Raw genomic sequence first — 21,795 nt, 5'->3', positions numbered from 1 at the left:
CGAACCGTTTCGCCCCGGCCAGCCGCGCGGTATATACTGTCTCAACGGACCCCTTATCACGGATGAAACGTGCTCTCTTCTTTTATTCTCAATGCTGAATTATTGCCGGTTGACGGCTTTGCTGGCCTGATCGCGCAATGTCACTTCTCTGTCGCGGATTACCACGACGATCTGTTTGCTGCCGTCGGTATCGATTTCCCTGAACATGTCGCACCAGCAGTCGCCAAACGTAAGGCCGAATATCTGGCCGGGCGCTATCTGGCACGCTGGGTGCTGGCAGAGTTGGGGCATCAGGATTTTACTTTATTGCGCGGGGAGAAGCGTGAACCGCTCTGGCCCGCTGGGATTGCCGGGGCGATCAGTCACAACAGCGATACAGCGCTGTGCGCTGCTCAGCATGAGAGTGGGGCAGGTGGCGTGGGTATTGACGTGGAAACGCAGATCCCGCCTGCACGAGCAGAAGAGTTGTGGAGCGGCATCGTCAATGAGGACGAATGCCAGTGGTTACGCCAACGGCCACAACCCTTTAATCTGCTGTTGACGCTGGTATTTTCCGCCAAGGAAAGCCTGTTCAAGGCGCTTTACCCGCAGGTGCGCCGCTACTTTGATTTTATGGATGCGCGGGTGACCCAGCTGGATATGCAGGCGCAGACCTTCGAGCTGGAATTGCAAAAGACGCTGACGCCGCTTTGCCACTCAGGCCGCCGCTTTAGCGGGCGTTTCTGGCTGCAAGGTGACGCTGTCACAACATTGATTTATTTTTAAAATCAGTGTGTTACTTCCTTCGGTGTCGTAGCAGATAGCGTGCACCTTCCAGTACCAGCAGCATGACCGCCAGCCAGATCGGGAGATAGGTCAGCCACTGGTTGGCGTTAATGGTTTCACCCAACAGCAGTGCGACGATCACCAACAATACCGGCTCTACATAGCTCAACAGGCCAAACAGGCTGAAAGGGAGCAGGCGACTGGCCAGGATATAGCACACCAGCGCCAGCGCGCTGATAATGCCCAACAGCGGGATTTGCAAATATAGCAGCGGTTTGGCCGTCAGCGCCGCCAGCGGTTCTGAGCCACCAAGGGCAAACAGCGCGGCAACCGGCAGCATCAGCGTCAGCTCACACCACAGTCCGCCCAAATGATCGGTGCCCAAGCGGCGGCGCAGAATAAAGTAAACGGGATAGCCTAACGCGACTACCAGCGTTGACCAGGAAACCCCGCCCACCTGGATCAGCTCATTACCCACGCCAACCAGTGCACATAGGGCCGCCATCTTTTGCAGCACAGACAGGCGATCGCGGAAAAACACTCGCCCTGCCAACACCATGGTCAGCGGCAACAGGAAATAGCCGAGTGAGACATCCAGCGCCATACCGTGCAGCGGTGCCCACAGGAATAGCCACAACTGAACTCCTAGTATTGAGGTGGTGAGCAGTAACAACAGCACGCGATGCGGGCGCTGCCGTAGCCAGTTCAGCATCTCTTTCACCCGCACCCAGTCGCCGGAAAGCAGCATAAACAGCGTCAGAAACGGCAGCGTCAGCAAGGTGCGCCAACCATAGATTTCCTCGCCGTCGAGTGGGGTTAGCATTGAGGTGTAGTAATACATCACGCCGAACAGCAGGGAAGCGACGACGGAAAGTATGATGCCCTTGATCACCAGCGTTCCTGATTATTAATGGAATTTCCTGCGGCTACTCTAAGGTTATTTAGCTCTAACAACAATGAATTACGCCGGACTGGACAACAACGGCCAAGCGGTTAGAATTACACCTGTGTATTTATCCAGGTAAAGGCGATGACAATCGATCTGTTTGAAGATGCGCTGCCACCGCCCTGGCGTGAGGAAATCGCGCCGGGGGCGGTGGTATTGCACGGTTTTGTTCGCGATCACGGGCCGGAACTGCTGGCGGCGGTCAACGGCGTGGTGGCACAGGTGCCTTGGCGGCATATGACCACGCCGGGCGGTTTCACCATGTCGGTGGCCATGAGCTGGTGCGGCAACGGCTGGAACAGCGACAGTAATGGCTACCGCTATTCGCAGCGCGATCCCGGAACCGGCAAAAGTTGGCCAGAAATCCCGGCAATTTTGCTGGCTTTGGCCGATGAAGCGGCTTTGCAGGCCGGGTTTGGTCATTACGTCCCGGATTCCTGCCTGATGAATCGCTACGATCCGGGCAGCAAGCTTTCGCTGCATCAAGATATTGACGAGCATGATTTTACGGCACCGATCGTTTCGGTATCGCTGGGGCTACCGGCCGTTTTTCAGTTTGGTGGCCTGCAACGTAGCGACAGAACGCAGCGTATCCCTCTGGCCCACGGTGACGTGGTGGTCTGGGGCGGCCCGTCGCGATTGTGTTTCCACGGCATCATGCCGGTGAAAGAGGGTTATCATTCACTGGTGGGGTCACACCGCATCAATATCACCCTGCGCAAGGCGCTTTAACGCGGGTTCCTGGCCTAAACTGGCCACCAGATAGTCAATAAATACCCGCAACTTGGGGGGGAGATGCTGAGTTGGGGCATATAGCAGCCACAGATCGCCATGATAGCTGCTGAGGAAATCCCATTCTGGCAACACCTGCACAATCTCACCGCTGGCCAGCGCCTGGTGGGCGGTAAAGTAGGGCAGACTGCCGATACCAATATGCTGTTTCACCGCGTCCAACCGAACCCCTGTGTGGTTGGCGGCATAGCGCCCCCGGACATTGACCGAAACCGTCTTGCCGTTGCGGCGAAAACGCCAGCGTGCGTCGCTGGGCGTCTCCCCCAGATAAATGCAGCTATGCTCCGTCAGGTCTCTTGGGTGACGCGGCGTGCCCTGCTGGGCCAGGTAATGCGGAGTGGCGCAGAGCAAATGTTCGATGGTCATCAACGGGCGACCGATCAGGCCCGGTGACGGGCGGTCGGTGATGCGCAGTGCCAGATCGACCCGATCGTCGATCAAATCCATGTAGCGGTCTTCCAACCGTAGATGAACATCCACCTGCGGATAGCGCTGCAAGAACGCCGGCATGTGAGGATGCAGAACAAAGTGCCCGACGGCCTTCGGCACGCTGACGCTGATCGTCCCTTCCGGCTCTGAGCTGCCCTGGCCGCTGATGGTCAACACTGAGTTGGCGGCATCCAGCATGCTGCGGCAGCGCTGAAAAACGGCCTCCCCTTGCTCACTTAGGCGCAGTTTGCGGGTGGTACGGTGCAACAGCCGTACGTTCAGCGCTTGTTCCAACCTGGCAACGCTGCGGCTGGTGGCAGAAGGGGAGCTGCCCAACTGGCGGGCGGCGGCGGAGAAGCTGCCGCTTTCCACCACCTGAACAAAAACGGCCATTTCAACCAGCAGTGCGCTGGAAAGATTTGTGCTCATGGCGCAAAGGTCCATTGTAGTGAAGACGGATTATCAGCCGATTATGGCACGAATATAATAACGGCGTTAACCAGGAGAGAGCCCATGACCGAACGACTTTATTATTATCACGATGATTTGCAGCTCCAGGCACGGGTATTGTCCTGCACGGCGCAAGAGGATGGCAGCTATGCGGTGCAGTTGGATGCCACACTGTTTCACCCACAGGGCGGCGGACAGCCAAGCGATAGCGGCACGATCGGCGGCGTAGCGGTGTTACGAGTTGCCGTGCAGGGCGATCAATTACTCCATTATCTGGCCGAGCCGTTGCCTTGTGGCCTGGTCACGCTGGAGATCGACGGTGAACAACGTCACCAGCATACCCGTTGGCATTCTGCCGGGCATTTGATTGGCTGGCTGGGGGAGGGCCAAGGCTGGCAGCCGGTGAAAGCCCACCACTGGCCGGGGGAAGGGCGTATCACCTTTGCGCCGGGTGCGCAGACAACAGTGTTGGAACAGGAATACTTGCAGCAACGGCTGATGGATTTGATCGCCGCCGATTTGCCACGAAGGCAGCAAGAGCAGCAAGGCGTCCGTCAGGTCGGGTTTGGCGATCTGCCAGCTTATGGCTGCGGTGGCACCCATGTTCGTTCGCTGGCGGAGTTGGGCAAGGTGCAAATCACCGCCGTCAAGATGAAGAAAGGGCAGTTGATTGTGCAGTATCAGGTGGAGTAAATCGGAGGGCAAATATTGCCCTCCGCAGGGCATTAAATCAGAACTTGATCTGTACTTTGCAAGATAACGTTTTATCTGCGGCGGCGATCAGGGCATCTTCGATTGCTTCGGGAGCATATTCCCCGCTGAGTAAGGGGAGTGGGTTGATGCGGCCATCTTGCAACCAGGCCACTGCGGTGGCGAACTCATCGATAAAGCGGAAGGAACCGACCCAGCGGATTTCTTTCACCAGCATTGGCATAACCGGGTATTCTACGCTGGCGGCCCCCATACCAACCTGAACTACCTTGCCTGCCGGGCGAGTCAAGGCAACGGTTGAGGCAATTGCCGCCGGGCTACCTGAGGCCTCAAACACTACGTCAAAATACCCTCTGTTGGCTTGATAGAGCTCACTGCTACCGTTCTCCAGCGGGTTGAAAGTGGCGCTTGCCCCCATGGCCATGGCCAGTTCCAGACAACGGGGGCTGACGTCGGAGGCGACGATCTCTGTTGCTCCCGCAGTGCGGGCTGCAGCCATGATCAGGCAACCTATCGGGCCAGCTCCGATCACCAGCACTTTCTTGCCAACCAGTGGCCCAGCCACGTTCACCGCATGGATAGCCACCGCTGTCGGTTCAGCGAATGCCATCACCTGGGGAGTAACCTTATCGTAAGGGATGCACTGCGCCTCGGTTGCCGTCACGTATTCAGAGAAGCCACCGTTAACGTGTGGATTAAATTGAGCGCTGCCCATAAAACGCATGGATGAGCAGAGGTTTTGCTGGCCGGAGAGGCAATATTCGCAGGCGTTACAAGGCTGTGATGGATTGACCGCCACCCGTTGACCAACGCGCAATGCAGAACCGGTAGGGGCTTTTGTCACCACGCCAACAAATTCGTGCCCTACTACCATAGGGTGCTTAAGCACTGACATTCCGGCGCGGCCATGCTGATAGTAATGAATATCGGAACCGCAAATCCCCCCACACTCGACTTTGACCAGAACCTCGCGATCGCTATATTCCAGTTCACGCTGTGCGACACGGACATCTTTTTCACCGAACGCGAAGCAGGCTTTGCAGGTGATTTTCTGTTGGTTACTCATGTTTTGGGCCTCAATTAGAGTTCTTGCGCGGTGCGCTGTGGGAGGTTTTTTTCAGCTTTGGGCGGAACGATCACTTCGATTTTTCCCACCAGGAAGGTGTAGGCCAGCAGGCCAGCCAGCGCGACGGCGGAGATATACCACATCGCATACTGGAAGTTGTTGGTACGTTGCAAGATCACACCGATCACGATTGGACTGACGATACCGGAGAGATTGCCGCAGATATTCAGACAGCCGCCCATGGTGCCGATAAAGTTACGGGGTATTACATCGCTCCATACCACCCAGCCAAGATTGGAGAAGGCATTGGCGAAGAAGGCAATAGATAGGATAGCGATAACCGGCCGATCCTCAAAGAAATTGACCAGGCAGATCACCATGGTCAGGCATAAACCGCTCATTACCGGCAACTTACGGGCAAAAGTCCGTGACTTGCCTTTTTTCAATAGCATATCGCTCAGAGTTCCGCCGCACAGTACCCCGGCCATCGCCATCAGGTATGGGAAGGAAGCACCCAGACCGGCTTTGGCAATGGACAGGTTCAGGCCTTTTTCCAGATAGACGATAAACCAGGTCAGGAAGAAATAAAGGGTAGACGAGCAGGCGAACTGGGCGATAAACAGGCCCCAGATGGTACGATTCTTCAGGAAGAAGCTGATATCGCTCCAACGGACTTTCTCACTGACGTTGGCCTGGTTTTTCGAGCCGTAGCCACCCCCTTCGCGAATGTAATCCAGCTCCTGTTGGTTGGTGCCATGACTATGCTGAGGATCGCGATATTTCAGTAACCAATAAATACCGAACAGAATGCCGACGCCGCCAGACAGATAGAACGACATTTCCCAGCCATATTCCGCAACGATAAACGACAGTGCTGGGGTTAACAGCGCCAGGCCGATGTATTGTGCGCTGGAGTAAATTGCCGTTGCCCGTGCCCGTTCATGATCGGGGAACCAGGTGGCGATAATTTTGGTGTTGGAAGGGAAGGAGGGCGCTTCAGCAATACCGATTAATGCCCTACAGGCCAGCAACATCAGGAAGGACGCCGTTGCCGTAGCGAATAGGTGATGCGAGGCAAACCCCATCAGGAAGGTGAAGACGCTCCACAGAATAATGGCACTACCGTACAGAATACGTGAGCCGATACGATCCAGCACGTAGCCTACCGGGATCTGGCTGGCGGCATAGAACCAGGTAAACATGGAAAATAGCAGGCCAAGCTGGGTGGAGCTCAAATCAAATTCGGACTGAATTTTACTGCCAGCGACGGACAGGTTGGCCCGGTCCATATAATTTATCGCCGTTACAATAAACAACAGCGACAGAATAAAGAATCGCGACTTTGTTGCTTTCATTTTATTGTCCTGGTCAGTTGTTGATTCTACAAACAGCCGGATACAGCAGTGCTACCCACAACCTTGAGTTGTGGGTAAAAGCACTTACAAGTCGAATGTAGAACGGTTACAGCACGGCTAACCAACCGCCATCGACGTAGATGATCTGGCCGTTGATATAGTCGGAAGCGGCAGAAGAGAGGAATACGGCGGTGCCAATCAGTTCTTCCGGCTTGCCCCAGCGTTGAGACGGGTTGCTGGCTTTGACCCAGGCATCGAACGTTTTATTTTCAATCAGCGCGGTATTCATGTCGGTGAGGATATAACCTGGGCCTATCGCGTTGGTCTGAATATTGAATTCGGCCCATTCGGCGGCCATGGCGCAGGTCAGCATTTTGATGCCCCCCTTGGCCGCGGTGTATGGGGCAACGGTAGGGCGTGCTGCCTGGCTGGTGAGTGAGCCGATATTGATGATTTTACCGCCTTTGCCTCGGGCGATCATACGTTTTGCCGCCGCGCGGGACACAATAAATGCGCTGGTCAGGTTAGTGTCGATCACCCGTTGCCACTGTTCGAGTTCCAGCTCAACCATGGGCTTACGGTATTGGATACCAGCGTTGTTGATCAGGATATCCACCCGCAATCCCTGTTGTTCCAGAGCGGCAAAGGCGTTTTCTACCGCCTCTTCATTGGTGACGTCAAATGCCACACCGTGCGCCTGGTAACCTTGGTCGCGTAACTTGGCGACCGAGCCTTGCAGCAACTCTTCGCGTATATCGTTCAGGATCACGCTGGCTCCCGAGGCCGCCAGACCTTCCGCATAGGCAAATCCCAAACCTCGGGCGGACCCCGTTACCAGTGCCGTTTTCCCAGTCAAATCAAATAGTGCAGCAGACATAGCAAATCCTCATTAGTGGTCTTATCAATGGACAGTGTCAGCTTGTATGACATCATTCATATTTAAACTGGGTTATGGCGGAGTTTAAATCAATGCGCTTGAGTGTTTTTTGCCATGAAGATCACAAAACATTATTTTAGTGGATTATTTTTCTATTATAAAACAGTTATATGATGGCGTTTTGACGAGCTTTGTGTGCTAGCGCACAAAATCAAATCTGTTTGGTTGGGTAAAAAAATATTCGGTGATATAAGTGAAATAACTTGTAGGACAACCATTGAGTTGGTAGATCTGACTGGTCTTAGTGGTTCGCCGTAAAGCATTGGCGGCCAGTTATGAATGATGAAGTTAACAGCTCAGGCTTTTAAATTAAGGAGTTACTGTGAGTAATCTAAGAATCACTGCGGTGAAAACCATTCTGACGGCACCGGGCGGCATTGATTTGGCCGTGGTTAAAGTAGAAACCAACCAACCGGGGCTTTATGGCCTGGGATGCGCTACCTTTACCCAGCGTATTCACGCGGTGAAAACTGCCATTGATGAATACATGGCACCGTTTTTGATTGGCAAAGATCCGGCGCGAATCGAAGATATCTGGCAGTCTGCCTGCGTGAGCGGCTATTGGCGCAGTGGCCCGATCATGAACAACGCACTATCCGGTGTGGATATGGCATTGTGGGATATCAAGGGCAAATTGGCAGGCATGCCAGTGTATGAGTTGCTGGGGGGGCAATGCCGTGACGGCATCCCGCTGTATGTGCATACCGACGGCAGTGACGAATTTGAGGTGGAAGATAACATTCGTGCCCGTATGGAAGAAGGTTATCAATACGTACGTTGCCAGATGGGCATGTATGGTGGGGCGGGAACAGACGATCTGAAACTGATCGCTACTCAGTTGGCTCGGGCCAAAAACATCCAGCCCAAACGTTCGCCACGTTCCAGCACGCCGGGGATTTATTTCGATCCGGAAGCCTATGTGAAAAGCGTGCCACGCCTGTTTGACCACCTGCGCAACAAGCTAGGTTTCGGCATCGAGTTTATCCATGACGTTCACGAGCGCGTGACGCCAATCGCTTCCATTCAACTGGCAAAAACCTTAGAGCAATACCAGCTGTTCTATCTTGAAGATCCGGTGGCACCCGAAAATATCGACTGGCTTAAAATCATGCGCCAGCAAACCTCTACGCCGATCTCAATGGGGGAATTGTTTACCAATATCAATGACTGGAGGCCGCTGATCACCAATAATCTGATTGATTATATCCGCTGCCACGTCAGCACCATTGGCGGTATTACGCCAGCGAAAAAACTGGCGACTCTCAGTGAGATCCATGGTGTACGTACCGCCTGGCATGGCCCTGGAGATATCTCTCCAGTGGGCGTTTGCGCCAACCTGCACCTTGATATGAGCATAACCAACTTCGGCATCCAGGAATATACGCCGGTGAATGACGCGTTGCGTGAAGTGTTCCCAGGCTGCCCGGAAATCGAGCAGGGTTATGCCTATCTGAGCGATCGCCCAGGGCTGGGGATTGATATTGATGAGAAGAAAGCGGCGCAGTATCCCTGCGTTGGCGGTATTCCTTCCTGGACCATGGCGCGCACGCCAGACGGCACGGCTTCCCGGCCATAAGCTCAGGGGCTGACCTGGAAACGACATTTGTCATCCGTGAAAGGTGATGCCCCTCCTCAATTTGGGGGAGGGGGTGAAACGTCACTCGGCATCTGGTGTTGACTGTTTCAGCTTTTCAATTGCCGTCACGTTTTCTGACATGGCTTCATTCAGCACTGCAACGGCGGTGGTCGAGTCACGGTTTTTGATCGCCATAAAGACTTTGATGTGTGCTTCCACGCTTTCCAGCGAGATGCCCAAGGCGCGATTCAGCTCTTCCAGATAGTAATAATAGGTATCTTTGATGGAGTTCATCACGCTGTAGAACACCTTGTTTTGTGATGCTTTGGCGATCGCCAGATGAAAGTCAAAGTCGGCCTGGGAATATTTCTTATAGTCATCCTTGTTGACCAGCATGCGGTTTAGCGCTTGTTCCAGCGCGGTAATGTCTTCTGGCGTGGCGTTTAGCACCGCCAGTTCCATGCATTTGAATTCAACCGTCTGGCGAAACACCATCATGTCGTGAAACTCTTCGCGGCTGAGGTGCATGATGGGTTGCTGTTCATTGAGCAGGCTTTGCTGGTTGAGGTTTTTGCTGACAAAACTGCCTTTGCCTTGCTGAGTGACCACAATCCCCAAATCACGCAGGCGTTGTACTGCACTGCGGATACTGACGCGGCTAACGTTGAAGGAGACTGTCAGCTCAGCTTCAGAGGGGAGTTTACTCCCCGGAGGCCAACTGCCATCAAGCAGTTTTTCTTTGATCTGCTCGTAAACCGCATTGACCACATTGTGTTTTTGGATCGATTGAATGCTCATAAGCTCCGTCATCAGGTTGTCCTACAACATGCCTGTGGTATAGCACGCTCGGCCTTGGGTGTGAAGCGGTGGCGACTGAATTTGTGTCTTGGCTCTGACGTAACGGCAGAAAATTAATTTTGTGATCGAGATTTAAAATTGCTGTATTGGCTATTGATCAAGGTGGACATGTGTCGCATTTTTATACATGAATGATGTCATACAGGTTAATGTATGACAGGTTCTTAATCACATGGATTAGCAACGAACGCGGCCAATGGATGAACAGGCTGCTGAACATTAATCACCGTTGGGAAAAGAATTATGAGCTTGAGTTTGCCAAAAAAATTGGCCCCGATTCGCTGGCGAAAACTGATCCCGCTGGCATTTATCACCTACAGTCTGGCCTATCTGGATCGCGCCAACTATGGTTTTGGTGCCGCTTCCGGGTTGGCGCAGGATCTGAATATCACGCCAGGTATGTCTTCGCTATTAGGGGCGCTATTCTTCCTGGGCTATTTCTTTTTCCAGGTGCCTGGCGGCATCTATGCGGAAAAGCGCAGTGCGAAAAAGTTGATCTTCTGGAGCCTGATACTGTGGGGGATTTTGGCGACCGCGACCGGTATGGTGCACAGCGTAGCCGCATTGGCGGTTATCCGCTTTTTGTTAGGGGTTGCAGAAAGTGTGGTGATGCCTGCGATGCTGGTATTCCTTAGTCACTGGTTTACCAAGCATGAACGCTCGAAGGCCAACACCTTCTTGTTCCTGGGGAACCCAATCACCGTGCTGTGGATGTCGATTCTCTCCGGCTATTTGGTGGATGCCTTCGGCTGGCGTGGCATGTTTATTATCGAAGGTGTGCCTGCCATTATCTGGGCGGCGATCTGGTGGGTGATCTTTGTGGATCGTCCAGCCGACGCTAAATGGCTCAGTGAACAGGAGAAGATCGATCTGGAAGCGGCATTATTGGCTGAGCAGGCCGAGATGAAACCGATCAAGAACTATGGTGAAGCGTTCCGTTCTCGTAAAGTGTTGTCACTGTCATTTATCCACTTCTTCTGGAATATTGGCATGTACGGTTTCATCATGTGGTTGCCGTCGATCCTGAAAACCGCATCCGGTATGGGCATTGTCGCCACCGGTTGGTTGTCTGCCGCACCGTACCTGTTGGCGGTACCGCTGATGCTCACGGCCTCTTACTTTTCTGATAAATACCAACAGCGTAAATTGATTGTGCTGTTATTCCTCGGGCTGGGGGCGGTGTGTTTCTGCGCTTCATTTACGTTGGGATCCAACCACTTCTGGCTGTCCTATATTCTTCTGGTTATCGCCGGTGGGGCGATGTATACGCCTTATGGGCCATTCTTTGCCGCTATCCCAGAGTTGTTGCCACGTAACGTGATGGCAGGAGCCATGGCGTTCATTGTCAGCTTTGGGGCGTTGGGTTCCTTCGTTGGGGCATGGATAGTCGGGTATCTGAATGGGATTTTCCATGGACCGCAGGCGTCATACGTCTTTATGGGAACCTCGCTGGTGATTGCAGTGGTGTTGACGGCGTTCACCCGCTTTAGCAATAAACCTTCGGCGACTGGCGTATCAAGAGCGGTAGCAATATCTTGATTCATGCAGGGCCGGTTATCCACCCGGCCCTGCATGGAGTGGCTGCCAGCGACTTGCCCTTGTGCGTTTTCCATCATTAGTTAGCGAAATTAGTTCGTTCAACTCCGTGCCGTTTTGGTTTGTTATCTACCCCATAACAAACCGACATAAAGAAGGCACGGCACCTATGTTTAATTTTCCTTTCAAGACGTTAACCAGCGGACTGGCAGTGGTCTTAGGCGCTGCGGCTGCGGCGAGCCCGGCCATCGCGGCGGTGCAGGGCGGCACTCTGATCTATCTGGAGCAGCAGGCCCATACCAATCTGTATCCCCCTTCCGGCGGGTTTTATCCCAACGGCGGTATCCTTAACCAGGTCACCGACAAGCTGACCTACCAGAACCCCAAGACGCTGGAGATCGAACCCTGGATCGCCGAGTCCTGGTCCAGCAACCCCGATAAAACGGAATATACCTTCAAACTCCGCCCCGGCGTGACGTTCTCCGACGGGACGCCGCTGGATGCCAACGCGGTAGCGAAGAACTTTGATACCTACGGTTTGGGCAATAAATCGCTGCGCTTGCCGGTTTCCGAGGTGATCAATAACTATGACCACAGTGAAGTCATCGATCCGCTGACGGTCAAATTCTATTTCAAACGCTCGTCCCCAGGCTTCCTGCAAGGTACGGCGACCATCGGTTCCGGGTTGGTGTCGCTCAGTACGCTGAACCGCCAATACGATGAACTGGGTGATGCGCGCCATATTATCGGCTCTGGCCCGTTTGTGGTGAGCGGTGAAACCCTGGGGCGCGAGGTCGATCTCAGCGTACGTAAAGACTATCACTGGGGACCGGCCAAGCTGGCTCAGCAAGGGCGGGCCAATCTGGATGCCATCAAGGTGATCGTCACTCCGGAAGACAGCGTGCGAATTGGTGCGTTGCAGGCCGGACAGGCGGACTTTATTCGCCAGATCCAGGCTTACGATGAGAAGCAAACCCAGGATCAGGGCTTTACGATCTATGCTGCGCCAACCCGTGGCGTCAACGACAGCATTGCCTTCAGACCAGACAATCCGCTGGTGGCTGACATTCGCGTGCGGCAAGCGCTGCTGCATGCCACCGACAGCAAACAGATCGTCAATACGCTGTTCTCTGCCAACTACCCACAAGCCAAATCGGTGATTGCCTCCTCGGCAGCCGGTTTTGTCGATCTCTCCGACAAATTGACCTTCGATCTGGCGAAGGCCAACCGCCTGCTGGATGACGCCGGTTGGCAAAAGGGCAGCGACGGCCTGCGCCAGAAGGATGGTAAGAAGCTGTTGTTAACGGTGTACGAGTCGCTGCCACAGCCGCAAAACAAGGCGGTGCTACAACTGGTCTCGCAGCAGTGGGGCAAGGTGGGGGCGCGGTTGAATATCTTGGCAGGCGATGCAGGTAGCCGGGTGGCGGATAACCTCGATCCGCAAAAGACCCCGGCTTCGGTGGTAGAAGTGGGCCGTGCCGATCCCGATGTGATTAAAAGCCAGTTTTATCCCACCAATCGTGATGGCCTGTTGCAGCAGGGGGGCACCAGCCAGAACAGTAAATTTATCGACAACTCACTGAACCAACTGCTGCTGGGGATCGCCTCTGAAGTGGACCCGGCCAAGCGCTTACAGATTGCCGGTGAGGCGCAAAAGTATCTGCTGGATCAGGCCTATGTAATCCCGTTCTTTGAAGAGCCGCAGGTCTTTGCCGGTGCTCCCTATCTGAAAGGTGTCAACTTTGAAGCCGTGGGTCGGCCAAGCTTCTATGGCGCATGGTTAGAGAAACGGTAACGCCATATTCGAGGAGATAAAGATGCTGAAATACCTGAGTGGCCGAACCGGGCAGGCGTTGTTGGTGCTATGGGCGGCATTTACGCTGTCGTTTATCTTGCTGCAGATGCTGCCAGGCGACGCGATCCTGATTAAATTTCAGAACCCGGATATGGGCCTTAGTCCGGCGCAGATTGCCGACATGCGCGCCGCCTACGGTGCCGATATCCCCCTGTGGCAGCAATATCTGCATACGCTGGGGAATTTCCTGCGCGGTGATTTGGGCTATTCGATCCAGAACGGCGTGCCGGTGAGTGCCTTGCTGGCTGCCAACCTGCCTGCCACCCTGCAACTGGCGGTGCTGGGTTTCACCCTGGCCTTGCTGTTGGCACTGGTCATTGCCTTTGTCTCCAATCTGACCGGTTTTGGCTGGCTGAAATCGACGCTGCAATCGCTGCCTGCGCTGTTTGTGTCGGTTCCCACCTTCTGGCTTGGCATCGTGTTGATCCAGATCTTCTCATTCCGGCTGAAGCTGGTGCCGATCATTAATCCAGGCGAGTGGGTTGGCCTACTGTTGCCGATCGCCACCTTGGCAATCCCAATCTCTGCACCGCTGGCGCAGATCCTGATCCGCAGCATTGATAGCGTGCAAACTCAGCCGTTTGTGGCGGTGGCGCGTGCCAAAGGGGCTAGCCGTAGCGGAGTGCTGTGGCGACATGTGGCGCGTAACGCCATGCTGCCGGTGCTGACTATCGCGGGCATTTTGTTTGGCGAACTGATCGCCGGAGCGCTGATCACCGAAACCGTATTTGGCCGCAGTGGCCTGGGGCAACTGACACAGCAGGCGGTCGTGAACCAGGATGTGGCGGTGCTACAGGCGGTGGTAATGATCTCTGCCGCCGCCTTTGTCTTCCTCAATCTGCTGGTCGATCTGCTGTTCCCGTTGCTCGATCCCAGACTGAAAACCTATGCAGGAGCGACCCGATGAGCAGTATTCCGTTGGAAAAATCCGTGATGCCGGAACGCGATCTGTCCGGTGGGGAAGCCGAAGGGAGTGTACGCACAGCCAGGCCTGCTCAGCGGCGTTATCCGCTTAGCCTGTGGCTAGCCTGGATCGTGCTTGGGATCGCTGTGCTATGGGCGATCGCCCCAGAACTCTTTACTGCGTACAGCGGCACGGAAGGGATTGCCGGAGCACAACGTCTGGCACCCGGTGGTGAACACTGGCTAGGCACCGATCCGCTGGGGCGCGATCTCTCCGCCCGGATCGTGTATGGCGCATCGCACACTTTATCCGCAGCGCTAGTTGCCGTAGCGCTGGGGCTGGTTGTGGGGACGTCGTTGGGCCTGGTCGCGGGGGCTTTAGGCGGCATCGTCGATGATGTTGTGATGCGCTTGGTTGATGTTTTGCTGTCGATCCCTGGGCTGCTGCTTTCTTTGAGCGTAATTATCCTGCTGGGCTTCGGCACGGTGAATGCGGCGCTGGCGGTGGGGATCTCGTCGGTGGCCAACTTTGCGCGTCTGGCACGTGCGGAGGTGCTGAGGGTGCGGCACAGCGACTACGTTGAAGCGGCCTACGGCAGCGGCGGACACTTTTGGGCGGTGCTATGGCGGCATATTTTGCCTAATTCGCTGACCTCGGTGATTGCATTCTCTGCCCTACAGTTTGGCAATGCCATTCTGGCGATTGCCACCCTGAGTTTTCTGGGATACGGCACGCCACCGCCCACGCCGGAATGGGGCTTGCTGATCGCCGAAGGGCGTAACTACATCTCAACGGCCTGGTGGCTGACTACCTTCCCCGGCCTGATGGTGGTTGCCGTGGTGCTGGCCGCCAACCGAATCAGCCATGCATTAGGGAGCGCGCGCCGATGAACCCACAGACAACCGTTTCACCTGTGCCCTTGCTGGAGCTGGATAACGTTTCTATCGCCTATCAGCAGGGCAACAGCAGCCAGCGGGTAGTGCACAACGTTTCTTTTACCATTCAGCCGGGGGAAGTCGTTGCCCTGGTTGGGGAGTCTGGATCGGGGAAAACCACCACGGCCCAGGCGATTATCGGCCTGCTGGCGGAAAATGGCCGCCTGGAGCAGGGGGCGATCCGGCTCAATGGCACCGATATTGCGCACTGGTCACCGCGCCAGTTGGATGCGGTGCGTGGTGCGCAGATAAGTCTGATCCCGCAAGATCCCGCCAGTTCGCTGAACCCGGTTAAAACCATCGGTGAGCAGGTTGCCGAGATCATTAATATTCACCAACGCCTGCCACGCAAGCGGGTACAGCTTCGGGTAGTGGAGTTACTCACTCGCGTGGGGTTGACTCACCCGGAATTGCGGGCGCGTCAGTATCCGCACGAACTTTCTGGCGGTATGAAACAGCGGGTGCTGATTGCCATCGCCATCGCGTTACAGCCTGCGTTGATTATTGCCGATGAACCGACCAGTGCGTTGGACGTGACGGTACAAAAACGCATTCTCGATCTGATCGACGAACTGCGTCAGGAGTTTGGCACGGCGGTACTGTTCGTCACCCATGATTTGGGCGTGGCGGCGGAACGGGCCGATCGGCTGCTGGTATTTCGTCATGGCAGGGTACAAGAACAGGGGCAAACGGCGGCGGTATTGCAGGCACCGGCGCATGAATATACCCGCCGCTTGTTTGCCGATGTGCCTTCGCTGGCCTCCGTCGCTCCGCCAGCGATTGTCCGTAAGGCGGAACCGGCTATCGTCGTCAACGAACTGGTGAAGGATTTCCGTTTTGCTGGCAGAGGCGGGCAGCCGTTCCGCGCTTTGGATCGGGTGTCGTTCAGCGTGCAGCGCGGCACCACACATGCGCTTGTCGGCGAGTCTGGCTCCGGTAAAACCACCTTGGCCCGCTGCCTGTTGGGTTTTCAGCGGCCGGATGCTGGGCAGATCGTTATCGACGGCGTCGATTTTACCCGGCTAAAGGGCGAGGCGCTGCGCCAGTTTCGGCGGCGTATCCAACTGGTCTATCAAAACCCCTTTGCTTCGCTCGATCCGGCGCAAACCTTGTATCAGGCGATCGAAGAGCCGTTGCTCAACTTTGAGCCTGTCGCCAAGGCTGAGCGTTACCGGCGGGTGCGGGAACTGTTCGAGCGAGTTGCTCTGCCTGCCGAGCTCTTGACGCGCAAACCGCGTGAGCTTTCCGGTGGCCAACGCCAACGGGTCGCCATCGCCCGTGCTCTGATACTGCAGCCTCGGGTGTTGGTATTGGATGAGGCAACTTCGGCACTAGACGTGACCGTGCAGGCGCAAATCCTGCGCTTATTGCAGCAGCTACAGCAGGAGCTGGGGCTGACCTACCTCTTTATTTCACACGATCTGGCGACGGTGCGGCAAATCTCGCACAGCGTCTCGGTGCTGTGCCGTGGGGAGCAGGTAGATGTGGGCACTACCGCCGAGATATTTGCCCGGCCGGGCAGTGACTATACCCGCCAATTGATTGCGGCCATTCCTGGCCGTGCGATGTATCAAACTTTGAAGGATGCCTCATGAGCGCTAAACGCCTCGGCTTTTTTACCCGCCTGCTGGATAACGGCAGTGCTCAGGAACGTTATCGGCTGGCCACCGAGCAGATTGTCCATGCCGAACGCGCCGGGTTCGACACCGCATGGGTTGCGCAGCACCATTTTCATCAGGATGAGGGCGGGCTGCCTTCACCCCTGGTTTTTTTGGCTCAGGCTGCGGCGCACACCCGGCATATTCGTTTGGGGACTGGAGTGATCACCCTGCCGATGGAGTCTGCCGTTCGCGTGGCGGAAGATACGGCAGTGTTGGATCTGCTATCTGGTGGCCGGTTGGAAGTGGGGCTGGCGGCAGGAGGAACCCCGTCTTCGTTTAGCGCTTTTGGTATTGATGCCGAGCGGCGTAATGCGGCGTTTAACGATAATTTACGCATTCTGCTGGATGCCTGGGGCGGCGAAGCGCTCGGCAACGCCACCAACCGTCTCTATCCGGCCGCTCCCCAATTGAAAAAACGCGTTTGGCAAGCCACCTTCTCGGTTGAAGGTGGGATCCGGGCTGGTAAGGCTGGGGATGGGCTGATGTTGTCACGTACTCAACCCCGGCCGCCAGCCACACCGGATACGCCACTCGATGAGCTGCAAAATCCGATTATTGATGCCTATCTCGCCGCGCTGCCGCCTGGGGTGGAGCCCCGCATCATGGGATCGCGCACCGCTTTTGTGACCGAAGATCAGAACCGTGCACGGGATTTTGCTGCACAGGGGCTTAGCCGTGGATTGGAGCGTTTACGCGCCAGTGGGCATCAGGTGCAGGATGAGTCGCTCGACGGTCTGATCCGCGCTTTTGACGTGCATCTCGGTACGCCAGAACAGGTGATCGCCTCGTTGCAACGCGATAGCGCGCTGGCCCGCGTCACCGATTTGGCATTTCAGGTGCACTCTATCGATCCGCCACACGCCTATATTTTGCGCTCTATTGAGCTGATTGCTCGCGACGTTGCACCAGCATTGGGGTGGCAGCGGCGCAACCCTGCCACGTTGGCTTATTCACATCACGCAGAGGAAAACGTATGACCGACACCCAGGATCACCTGACCAGACTGGCTGAAATCGCCCCAGACTCTCCTTTGGCACAGGCCAGAGCAACACGTCAGGCGGCCACCGACGGGATTGAGGCCAGCTATCAGAGGCTGTTCGCGCCACAGGATGTGGGCGGCTTTGGGATTGCGGAGCGCCTGCTGTTGGCACAACGTATCAGTGAATGGCACGGCGATCGGCAACTGGCGGCGCATTATGCCCAATTGCAACAAGCTCAGCCCGCAGACGGCCCACGTTTGCAGGCTGCATTGGATCATGCAGAACGCCTGGCCTTCAAGCCTGCCGGGGCCGAAGCCAAACACTTACAGGCTCTGCAACAGGCGGGGTGGTCGTTGGATGACATTGTCACGCTTTCACAACTGATCGCCTTTGTCAGTTTCCAGATCCGTCTGTTGTTCGGCTACCGCTTGCTGGCAGGATTACCGGTAGCGACCAGCGGTCGTGCTCCTGTCCGAGCCTCGGCCTGGCGCACCGCGAGTCATACAGCCAGTGGTCGCAATGCACCGCCAGCGTTCACCAGCCAGGAGTTGGGATGGGAACCTTGGATTGCGGCTAAATCCTTGGAGGCGTTTGACGAGCCGGGAAAAGCCTTGCTGAGCAAGTTCGGCCACGCGGATTCCGACTATTTCCGTTTGCTGGCTCGCGATCATGCGGTGTTGGAACAGAGAACCATCACGGATCGGGCTATTTTCTACACCGCTGGCGGTTTGGCCCGCCAGGATCGGGAGTTGGCTGCGGCGGTGGCCAGCAAGGTGAACGGCTGTATTTACTGTGCCTCGGTGCATGCGCGTAAAGCGGCGCAGTTATCCAAAAGGGCAGAAGAGGTGCAGCGCCTGCTGGATATCGCACCGGGAGGGAACTTGAGCGAAGGGCAGGGTGAGGATTGGCGTACCCAAATAGACTTTGCCGCCGCGCTTTCGGCTACGCCACCGCAGGCCAATGCGGCTCAGTTGGCTGCGTTACGCGAACAAGGGTTGGGCGAACTGGAACTGTTGGACCTGGTGCAGGCGACGGCCTTCTTTGCCTGGGCCAACCGCTTGATGCTCACGCTCGGCGAACCTTATGACGATTGAGTCACACGGTGTTTAAACAGCAAAAAGCCCGCTTAGTTGCCTAAGCGGGCTTTTCTAAATATGGCTCCTCTGACTGGACTCGAACCAGTGACATACGGATTAACAGTCCGCCGTTCTACCGACTGAACTACAGAGGAATCGTGTGAACGGGGCGAATAATAGCGGTGCCGATGGGGCTTGTAAAGCATGAAAATGCACAAAAGTTCCGTTTGTCGAGGTTATGAGCAAATCGGCTTATTTTCCAGCAGCTTAAACTTTATCACTGGCAGGCAGTCCACTATCAATGTAGGCCGAACACATTTTGTGAGTTAATCCCGAATTTTTGCGAGGTGTGGATATTTTAAAGAGCAAGGCCGAGAAAATTCCTAATAATAAAGCGAGGAAATGAGATTTTTTGCTAAGATATTTCCTGTAATTTGTGGGGATTGTTCCTAATAATCGATGGGAGAGCCAGCTTAAGGATTATCATCAAACCCCGTATTTTTAACACAACAATCAGAATGCCTCGGATAAATCTTTGGTTCGTGCTGTCGTTATAGAAAATCATCCGGGCACGTGTGGAGTAAATCGCCAAAAAATGCATTTTTAATAATATAAACATCTATTTTTTATCATGGTTAATAGTCATCTTTATTCGGAAAAATGACGGGCAGAAGCATAGCGGCGGATATCGTCATTAATTAATCTATCTAATTGTTTTTAATGTATATTATTTTGATTTTTTGCGGTTTTCTTTACCGGGGAATCAGAGTGGATGCTGTTGCATACCGGAGCGTATCCTTATCCTTCCTGGCGACTAACGCCGTTTTTGCCCCGCAACTCGGCGTTCAGGCTCGCTTGTAGAGTTGCTGGATATACAAAATACCAGTATTATTTTGCACTTCATAAACGTCGTGGGTAGGTTAAATCGCTGGCAAGTTGCGGCGCATTATTGCGCTATGCAGGTCATCGAGGAAACCCGGCTCAGTATTCGTTAAGTCAATAGACCATGGCGAACGTTGCAAGAGTAGGGCAATGAGCGGCCATAGTATAGCTCCAGTGAATGTTTGCTACTGAAGAGCCTCCCCTATATCATTGCTGAAAAGTGCACCTATTATTTATCCAGGATATAACCGATCTTGTCTGAGTTGACCTATCGGTAACGGAATTTTTTGAAAGGAATTTTCGATGATAAGCACCCAAAAGAACCTCTGTTTAGGCGTAATACTGTGCAGTGGTTTATTGCTGGCAGGATGCCAGAAAACCGCACAGACCCGTTCGCAAGAAGACTCGCCAGCGACCACCGTACAAGCTCCCCCTCAGCAGATCAGCGTGTCCCCGCCACCACAACCGGTTGCCGCAGAAACCAAAACCAGCAAGATTGGCCTTTGCCAAAGCGAGTTGGCCTCACTCAAGCAGGTTAATCCGAAGGCTTACGCGGTCAAACAGGCCAACTTTAACCGTCTGGTGAACAATGCCTCGGTTTATAGCGCGGTGCGCGGCGATGTCAATTCGACAACCAAAGACACTCTTGATGCGTTGTACAAATACAAGACCAATCAGTTATGTGCCGAGATCGAACGTGATGTCCTGCAAGGCCTGATCCAGAGAGGGGAAAGCGTGAAATGAAACGCAGGATATATTGCGGTGCCTTGTTGACGTTGGCGTTGCCGCTAGGAGTCGTAAGGGCTGAGGAGGCAGTTAATCCCGATGCCCATGCGTTGAATTCACTGGACGCGATCACACGCCAGGTGGATGAGGCTCCGGCACTCCTGTTTCTGACGCCTTCCCAACTGGATACAGCAGAACCTGCAAGACCCAAAAGTAGTAAGCCTGCCGGCAGCAAACCTAACGCACTGGCAAAGTCGGCGGATGAGAGGGGCAGTGAGCGTATTCGCGAGATGAAGACGCTGCAGGCAACCATCAATCAGCTGAAAGCCAAAGTCACCAGCCAGGAAGCGACTCTTGAACAGTTGCGTAAAGCGCAATCTCAGTCAGCGGGTTCTTCAGCAGAGTTGGCGCGTCTGCAACAGGCCATTGAGCAAAGCCAACGTGAAAATGTGCGGCTGCAGCAGCAGCTTGCCGCACAGGCCAAGGAAAGCGAGCGTCAGATGCAGCAAATGAAGCTGCAACAGCAGGAGCAACGTAACAGTTCGCAATTGCAGCAACAATTGGCAGCGCAAACCAAAGATAACGAACAAAAAGCGCAACAGATCAAGCAACTGCAGCAAACGTTACAGCAAAATCAACAGGCCATTGCCCAACTGCAGAACCAGTTGTCAGCCCGTAGCAAAGAGAATGAACAGAAGTCCCAGCAGGCGATGGCGAAGCTGCAGGAGCAACTGGCTGCCCAGACCAAAGACAGCCAGCAGAAAGCTGAGCAGGTGAAACAACTGCAACAGACTGGTGCCAAGTTGCAAGAGCAACTGACGGCGTATGCTAAAACTAACGATGAAAAAGCCGAGCAGGCCAAGCAACTGCAGCAAAATCAGCAGGCGTTGGCGAAACTGCAAGCACAGTTGGCTGCCCAGGCAAAAGACAGTGAACAAAAAGCCTTGCAGGTAACACAGCTGCAAGATCAACTGTCAGCACGTAGCAAAGAGAATGACCAGAAGTCCCAGCAGGCGATGGCGAAACTGCAGGAGCAACTGGCTGCCCAAACCAAAGACAGCGAGCAGAAAGCCGAACAGGTGAAGCAGTTGCAGCAGGCTGGTGCCAAGTTGCAAGAGCAACTGACGGCGTATGCTAAAACTGGCGATGAAAAAGCCTTGCAGGCCAAGCAACTGCAGCAAAATCAGCAGGCGTTGGCGAAGCTGCAAGAGCAGTTAGCCACCCAGACCAAAGACAGTGAATACAAAGCCCAACTGGTCAAACAGCTGCAAGATCAACTGACGACGCGCAACAAAGAATCGGCGCAAAAAAACCAGCAGGCGATGGCGAAGCTGCAAGAACAGCTGGCTGCCCAA

The 21,795-nt window shown here is 54.7% G+C and carries 19 protein-coding genes and 1 tRNA gene; 13 read left to right on the top strand and 7 right to left on the bottom strand.

Annotated elements, in window-relative coordinates; translation table 11 throughout:
* The first annotated feature begins 69 nt into the window (after positions 1–69).
* A complete protein-coding gene (locus ACKWMY_RS18255) occupies positions 70–765 on the top strand; it encodes a 4'-phosphopantetheinyl transferase (RefSeq protein ID WP_409486777.1) in 696 nt (231 codons plus the stop codon).
* Positions 766–775: 10 nt separating this feature from the next.
* Here ACKWMY_RS18255 and rarD read toward each other — a convergent pair whose 3' ends face one another.
* Entirely contained in the window at positions 776–1,657 is an 882-nt protein-coding gene (gene rarD / locus ACKWMY_RS18250) for an EamA family transporter RarD (protein WP_409486776.1), read from the bottom strand.
* A gap of 138 nt (positions 1,658–1,795) precedes the next feature.
* Here rarD and alkB point away from each other — a divergent pair, with 138 nt between their 5' ends.
* Complete coding sequence (gene alkB, locus ACKWMY_RS18245; protein WP_024528142.1) at positions 1,796–2,443, top strand: DNA oxidative demethylase AlkB; 648 nt, start codon at positions 1,796–1,798, stop codon at positions 2,441–2,443.
* Here the strand turns inward: alkB and ACKWMY_RS18240 are convergent.
* Positions 2,405–3,361, bottom strand: coding sequence for a LysR family transcriptional regulator (locus tag ACKWMY_RS18240; protein WP_024528143.1), 957 nt, complete (start codon positions 3,359–3,361; stop codon positions 2,405–2,407). The genes alkB and ACKWMY_RS18240 overlap by 39 nt on opposite strands.
* 84 nt (positions 3,362–3,445) lie before the next feature.
* Here ACKWMY_RS18240 and ACKWMY_RS18235 point away from each other — a divergent pair, with 84 nt between their 5' ends.
* Positions 3,446–4,075 carry an alanyl-tRNA editing protein gene (locus ACKWMY_RS18235; RefSeq protein ID WP_409486775.1) on the top strand — a complete coding sequence of 210 codons (630 nt, stop codon included), beginning with the start codon at positions 3,446–3,448 and terminating at the stop codon, positions 4,073–4,075.
* 37 nt (positions 4,076–4,112) lie between these two features.
* On the opposite strand, the gene idnD is transcribed toward ACKWMY_RS18235, so the two are convergent.
* The 3 genes from idnD to ACKWMY_RS18220 all read right to left on the bottom strand — a co-directional run bounded on the left by idnD (position 4,113) and on the right by ACKWMY_RS18220 (position 7,391).
* Positions 4,113–5,159 (bottom strand): L-idonate 5-dehydrogenase, encoded by a 1,047-nt coding sequence (gene idnD, locus ACKWMY_RS18230; RefSeq protein ID WP_074032274.1) that lies wholly within the window; start codon positions 5,157–5,159, stop codon positions 4,113–4,115.
* Positions 5,160–5,173: 14 nt separating this feature from the next.
* Positions 5,174–6,514, bottom strand: coding sequence for an MFS transporter (locus ACKWMY_RS18225; protein ID WP_409486774.1), 1,341 nt, complete (start codon positions 6,512–6,514; stop codon positions 5,174–5,176).
* Positions 6,515–6,620: 106 nt separating this feature from the next.
* Complete coding sequence (locus ACKWMY_RS18220) at positions 6,621–7,391, bottom strand: SDR family oxidoreductase (RefSeq protein WP_409486773.1); 771 nt, start codon at positions 7,389–7,391, stop codon at positions 6,621–6,623.
* Positions 7,392–7,773: 382 nt separating this feature from the next.
* Here ACKWMY_RS18220 and ACKWMY_RS18215 point away from each other — a divergent pair, with 382 nt between their 5' ends.
* Complete coding sequence (locus tag ACKWMY_RS18215; protein ID WP_024528148.1) at positions 7,774–9,027, top strand: enolase C-terminal domain-like protein; 1,254 nt, start codon at positions 7,774–7,776, stop codon at positions 9,025–9,027.
* Between the two features lie 81 nt (positions 9,028–9,108).
* Here the strand turns inward: ACKWMY_RS18215 and ACKWMY_RS18210 are convergent, their stop codons facing one another.
* Positions 9,109–9,825, bottom strand: a complete 717-nt coding sequence (locus tag ACKWMY_RS18210) for a FadR/GntR family transcriptional regulator (RefSeq protein WP_024528149.1) — start codon at positions 9,823–9,825, stop codon at positions 9,109–9,111.
* A 303-nt stretch (positions 9,826–10,128) separates the two neighbouring features.
* On the opposite strand from ACKWMY_RS18210, the gene ACKWMY_RS18205 reads away from it, so the two are divergent.
* The 7 genes from ACKWMY_RS18205 (at position 10,129) to ACKWMY_RS18175 (ending at position 18,850) form a co-directional block, all read left to right on the top strand.
* Positions 10,129–11,424, top strand: a complete 1,296-nt coding sequence (locus ACKWMY_RS18205) for an MFS transporter (RefSeq protein ID WP_409486772.1) — start codon at positions 10,129–10,131, stop codon at positions 11,422–11,424.
* 166 nt (positions 11,425–11,590) lie between these two features.
* Positions 11,591–13,216, top strand: a complete 1,626-nt coding sequence (locus tag ACKWMY_RS18200; protein WP_409486771.1) for a TIGR04028 family ABC transporter substrate-binding protein — start codon at positions 11,591–11,593, stop codon at positions 13,214–13,216.
* 22 nt (positions 13,217–13,238) lie between these two features.
* Positions 13,239–14,183: an ABC transporter permease gene (locus ACKWMY_RS18195; protein WP_409486770.1), complete on the top strand. Its 945-nt coding sequence runs from the start codon at positions 13,239–13,241 to the stop codon at positions 14,181–14,183.
* Complete coding sequence (locus ACKWMY_RS18190; RefSeq protein ID WP_409486769.1) at positions 14,180–15,070, top strand: ABC transporter permease; 891 nt, start codon at positions 14,180–14,182, stop codon at positions 15,068–15,070. The genes ACKWMY_RS18195 and ACKWMY_RS18190 overlap by 4 nt, the downstream gene beginning before the upstream one ends.
* Positions 15,067–16,710, top strand: a complete 1,644-nt coding sequence (locus ACKWMY_RS18185) for a dipeptide ABC transporter ATP-binding protein (protein WP_409486768.1) — start codon at positions 15,067–15,069, stop codon at positions 16,708–16,710. Before ACKWMY_RS18190 ends, ACKWMY_RS18185 begins: the two co-directional genes overlap by 4 nt.
* A complete protein-coding gene (locus ACKWMY_RS18180; RefSeq protein ID WP_024528155.1) occupies positions 16,707–17,753 on the top strand; it encodes a putative FMN-dependent luciferase-like monooxygenase in 1,047 nt (348 codons plus the stop codon). Before ACKWMY_RS18185 ends, ACKWMY_RS18180 begins: the two co-directional genes overlap by 4 nt.
* The gene (locus ACKWMY_RS18175; RefSeq protein WP_409486767.1) at positions 17,750–18,850 is read left to right on the top strand and encodes an alkylhydroperoxidase domain protein; all 1,101 of its coding nucleotides are present in this window, start codon (positions 17,750–17,752) and stop codon (positions 18,848–18,850) included. The genes ACKWMY_RS18180 and ACKWMY_RS18175 overlap by 4 nt, the downstream gene beginning before the upstream one ends.
* A 61-nt stretch (positions 18,851–18,911) precedes the next feature.
* Here ACKWMY_RS18175 and ACKWMY_RS18170 read toward each other — a convergent pair.
* Positions 18,912–18,987: transfer RNA gene (locus ACKWMY_RS18170), tRNA-Asn, on the bottom strand.
* A gap of 1,030 nt (positions 18,988–20,017) precedes the next feature.
* Here ACKWMY_RS18170 and ACKWMY_RS18165 point away from each other — a divergent pair.
* Complete coding sequence (locus ACKWMY_RS18165) at positions 20,018–20,458, top strand: hypothetical protein (protein WP_024528157.1); 441 nt, start codon at positions 20,018–20,020, stop codon at positions 20,456–20,458.
* A partial coding sequence (locus ACKWMY_RS18160; RefSeq protein WP_409486766.1) for a hypothetical protein occupies positions 20,455–21,795 on the top strand: 1,341 nt, incomplete at its 3' end. The genes ACKWMY_RS18165 and ACKWMY_RS18160, both read left to right, overlap by 4 nt.

This window comes from Serratia sp. J2 (genome assembly GCF_046269175.1).
Classification (GTDB): Bacteria; Pseudomonadota; Gammaproteobacteria; order Enterobacterales; family Enterobacteriaceae; genus Chania; species Chania fonticola_C.
This window is presented reverse-complemented; position numbering and strand designations above follow the sequence as displayed.

Excerpts from the sequence above, each read along its gene's own strand:
- ACKWMY_RS18185 (WP_409486768.1), top strand. The coding sequence starts at position 15,067 with ATGAACCCACAGACAACCGTTTCACCTGTGCCCTTGCTGGAGCTGGAT.
- ACKWMY_RS18165 (WP_024528157.1), top strand. The coding sequence starts at position 20,018 with ATGATAAGCACCCAAAAGAACCTCTGTTTAGGCGTAATACTGTGCAGT.
- alkB (WP_024528142.1), top strand. The coding sequence starts at position 1,796 with ATGACAATCGATCTGTTTGAAGATGCGCTGCCACCGCCCTGGCGTGAG.
- idnD (WP_074032274.1), bottom strand. The coding sequence starts at position 5,159 with ATGAGTAACCAACAGAAAATCACCTGCAAAGCCTGCTTCGCGTTCGGT.
- ACKWMY_RS18225 (WP_409486774.1), bottom strand. The coding sequence starts at position 6,514 with ATGAAAGCAACAAAGTCGCGATTCTTTATTCTGTCGCTGTTGTTTATT.
- ACKWMY_RS18240 (WP_024528143.1), bottom strand. The coding sequence starts at position 3,361 with ATGAGCACAAATCTTTCCAGCGCACTGCTGGTTGAAATGGCCGTTTTT.
- ACKWMY_RS18180 (WP_024528155.1), top strand. The coding sequence starts at position 16,707 with ATGAGCGCTAAACGCCTCGGCTTTTTTACCCGCCTGCTGGATAACGGC.
- ACKWMY_RS18190 (WP_409486769.1), top strand. The coding sequence starts at position 14,180 with ATGAGCAGTATTCCGTTGGAAAAATCCGTGATGCCGGAACGCGATCTG.
- ACKWMY_RS18205 (WP_409486772.1), top strand. The coding sequence starts at position 10,129 with ATGAGCTTGAGTTTGCCAAAAAAATTGGCCCCGATTCGCTGGCGAAAA.
- ACKWMY_RS18220 (WP_409486773.1), bottom strand. The coding sequence starts at position 7,391 with ATGTCTGCTGCACTATTTGATTTGACTGGGAAAACGGCACTGGTAACG.
- ACKWMY_RS18200 (WP_409486771.1), top strand. The coding sequence starts at position 11,591 with ATGTTTAATTTTCCTTTCAAGACGTTAACCAGCGGACTGGCAGTGGTC.
- ACKWMY_RS18210 (WP_024528149.1), bottom strand. The coding sequence starts at position 9,825 with ATGAGCATTCAATCGATCCAAAAACACAATGTGGTCAATGCGGTTTAC.
- ACKWMY_RS18195 (WP_409486770.1), top strand. The coding sequence starts at position 13,239 with ATGCTGAAATACCTGAGTGGCCGAACCGGGCAGGCGTTGTTGGTGCTA.
- ACKWMY_RS18175 (WP_409486767.1), top strand. The coding sequence starts at position 17,750 with ATGACCGACACCCAGGATCACCTGACCAGACTGGCTGAAATCGCCCCA.
- ACKWMY_RS18235 (WP_409486775.1), top strand. The coding sequence starts at position 3,446 with ATGACCGAACGACTTTATTATTATCACGATGATTTGCAGCTCCAGGCA.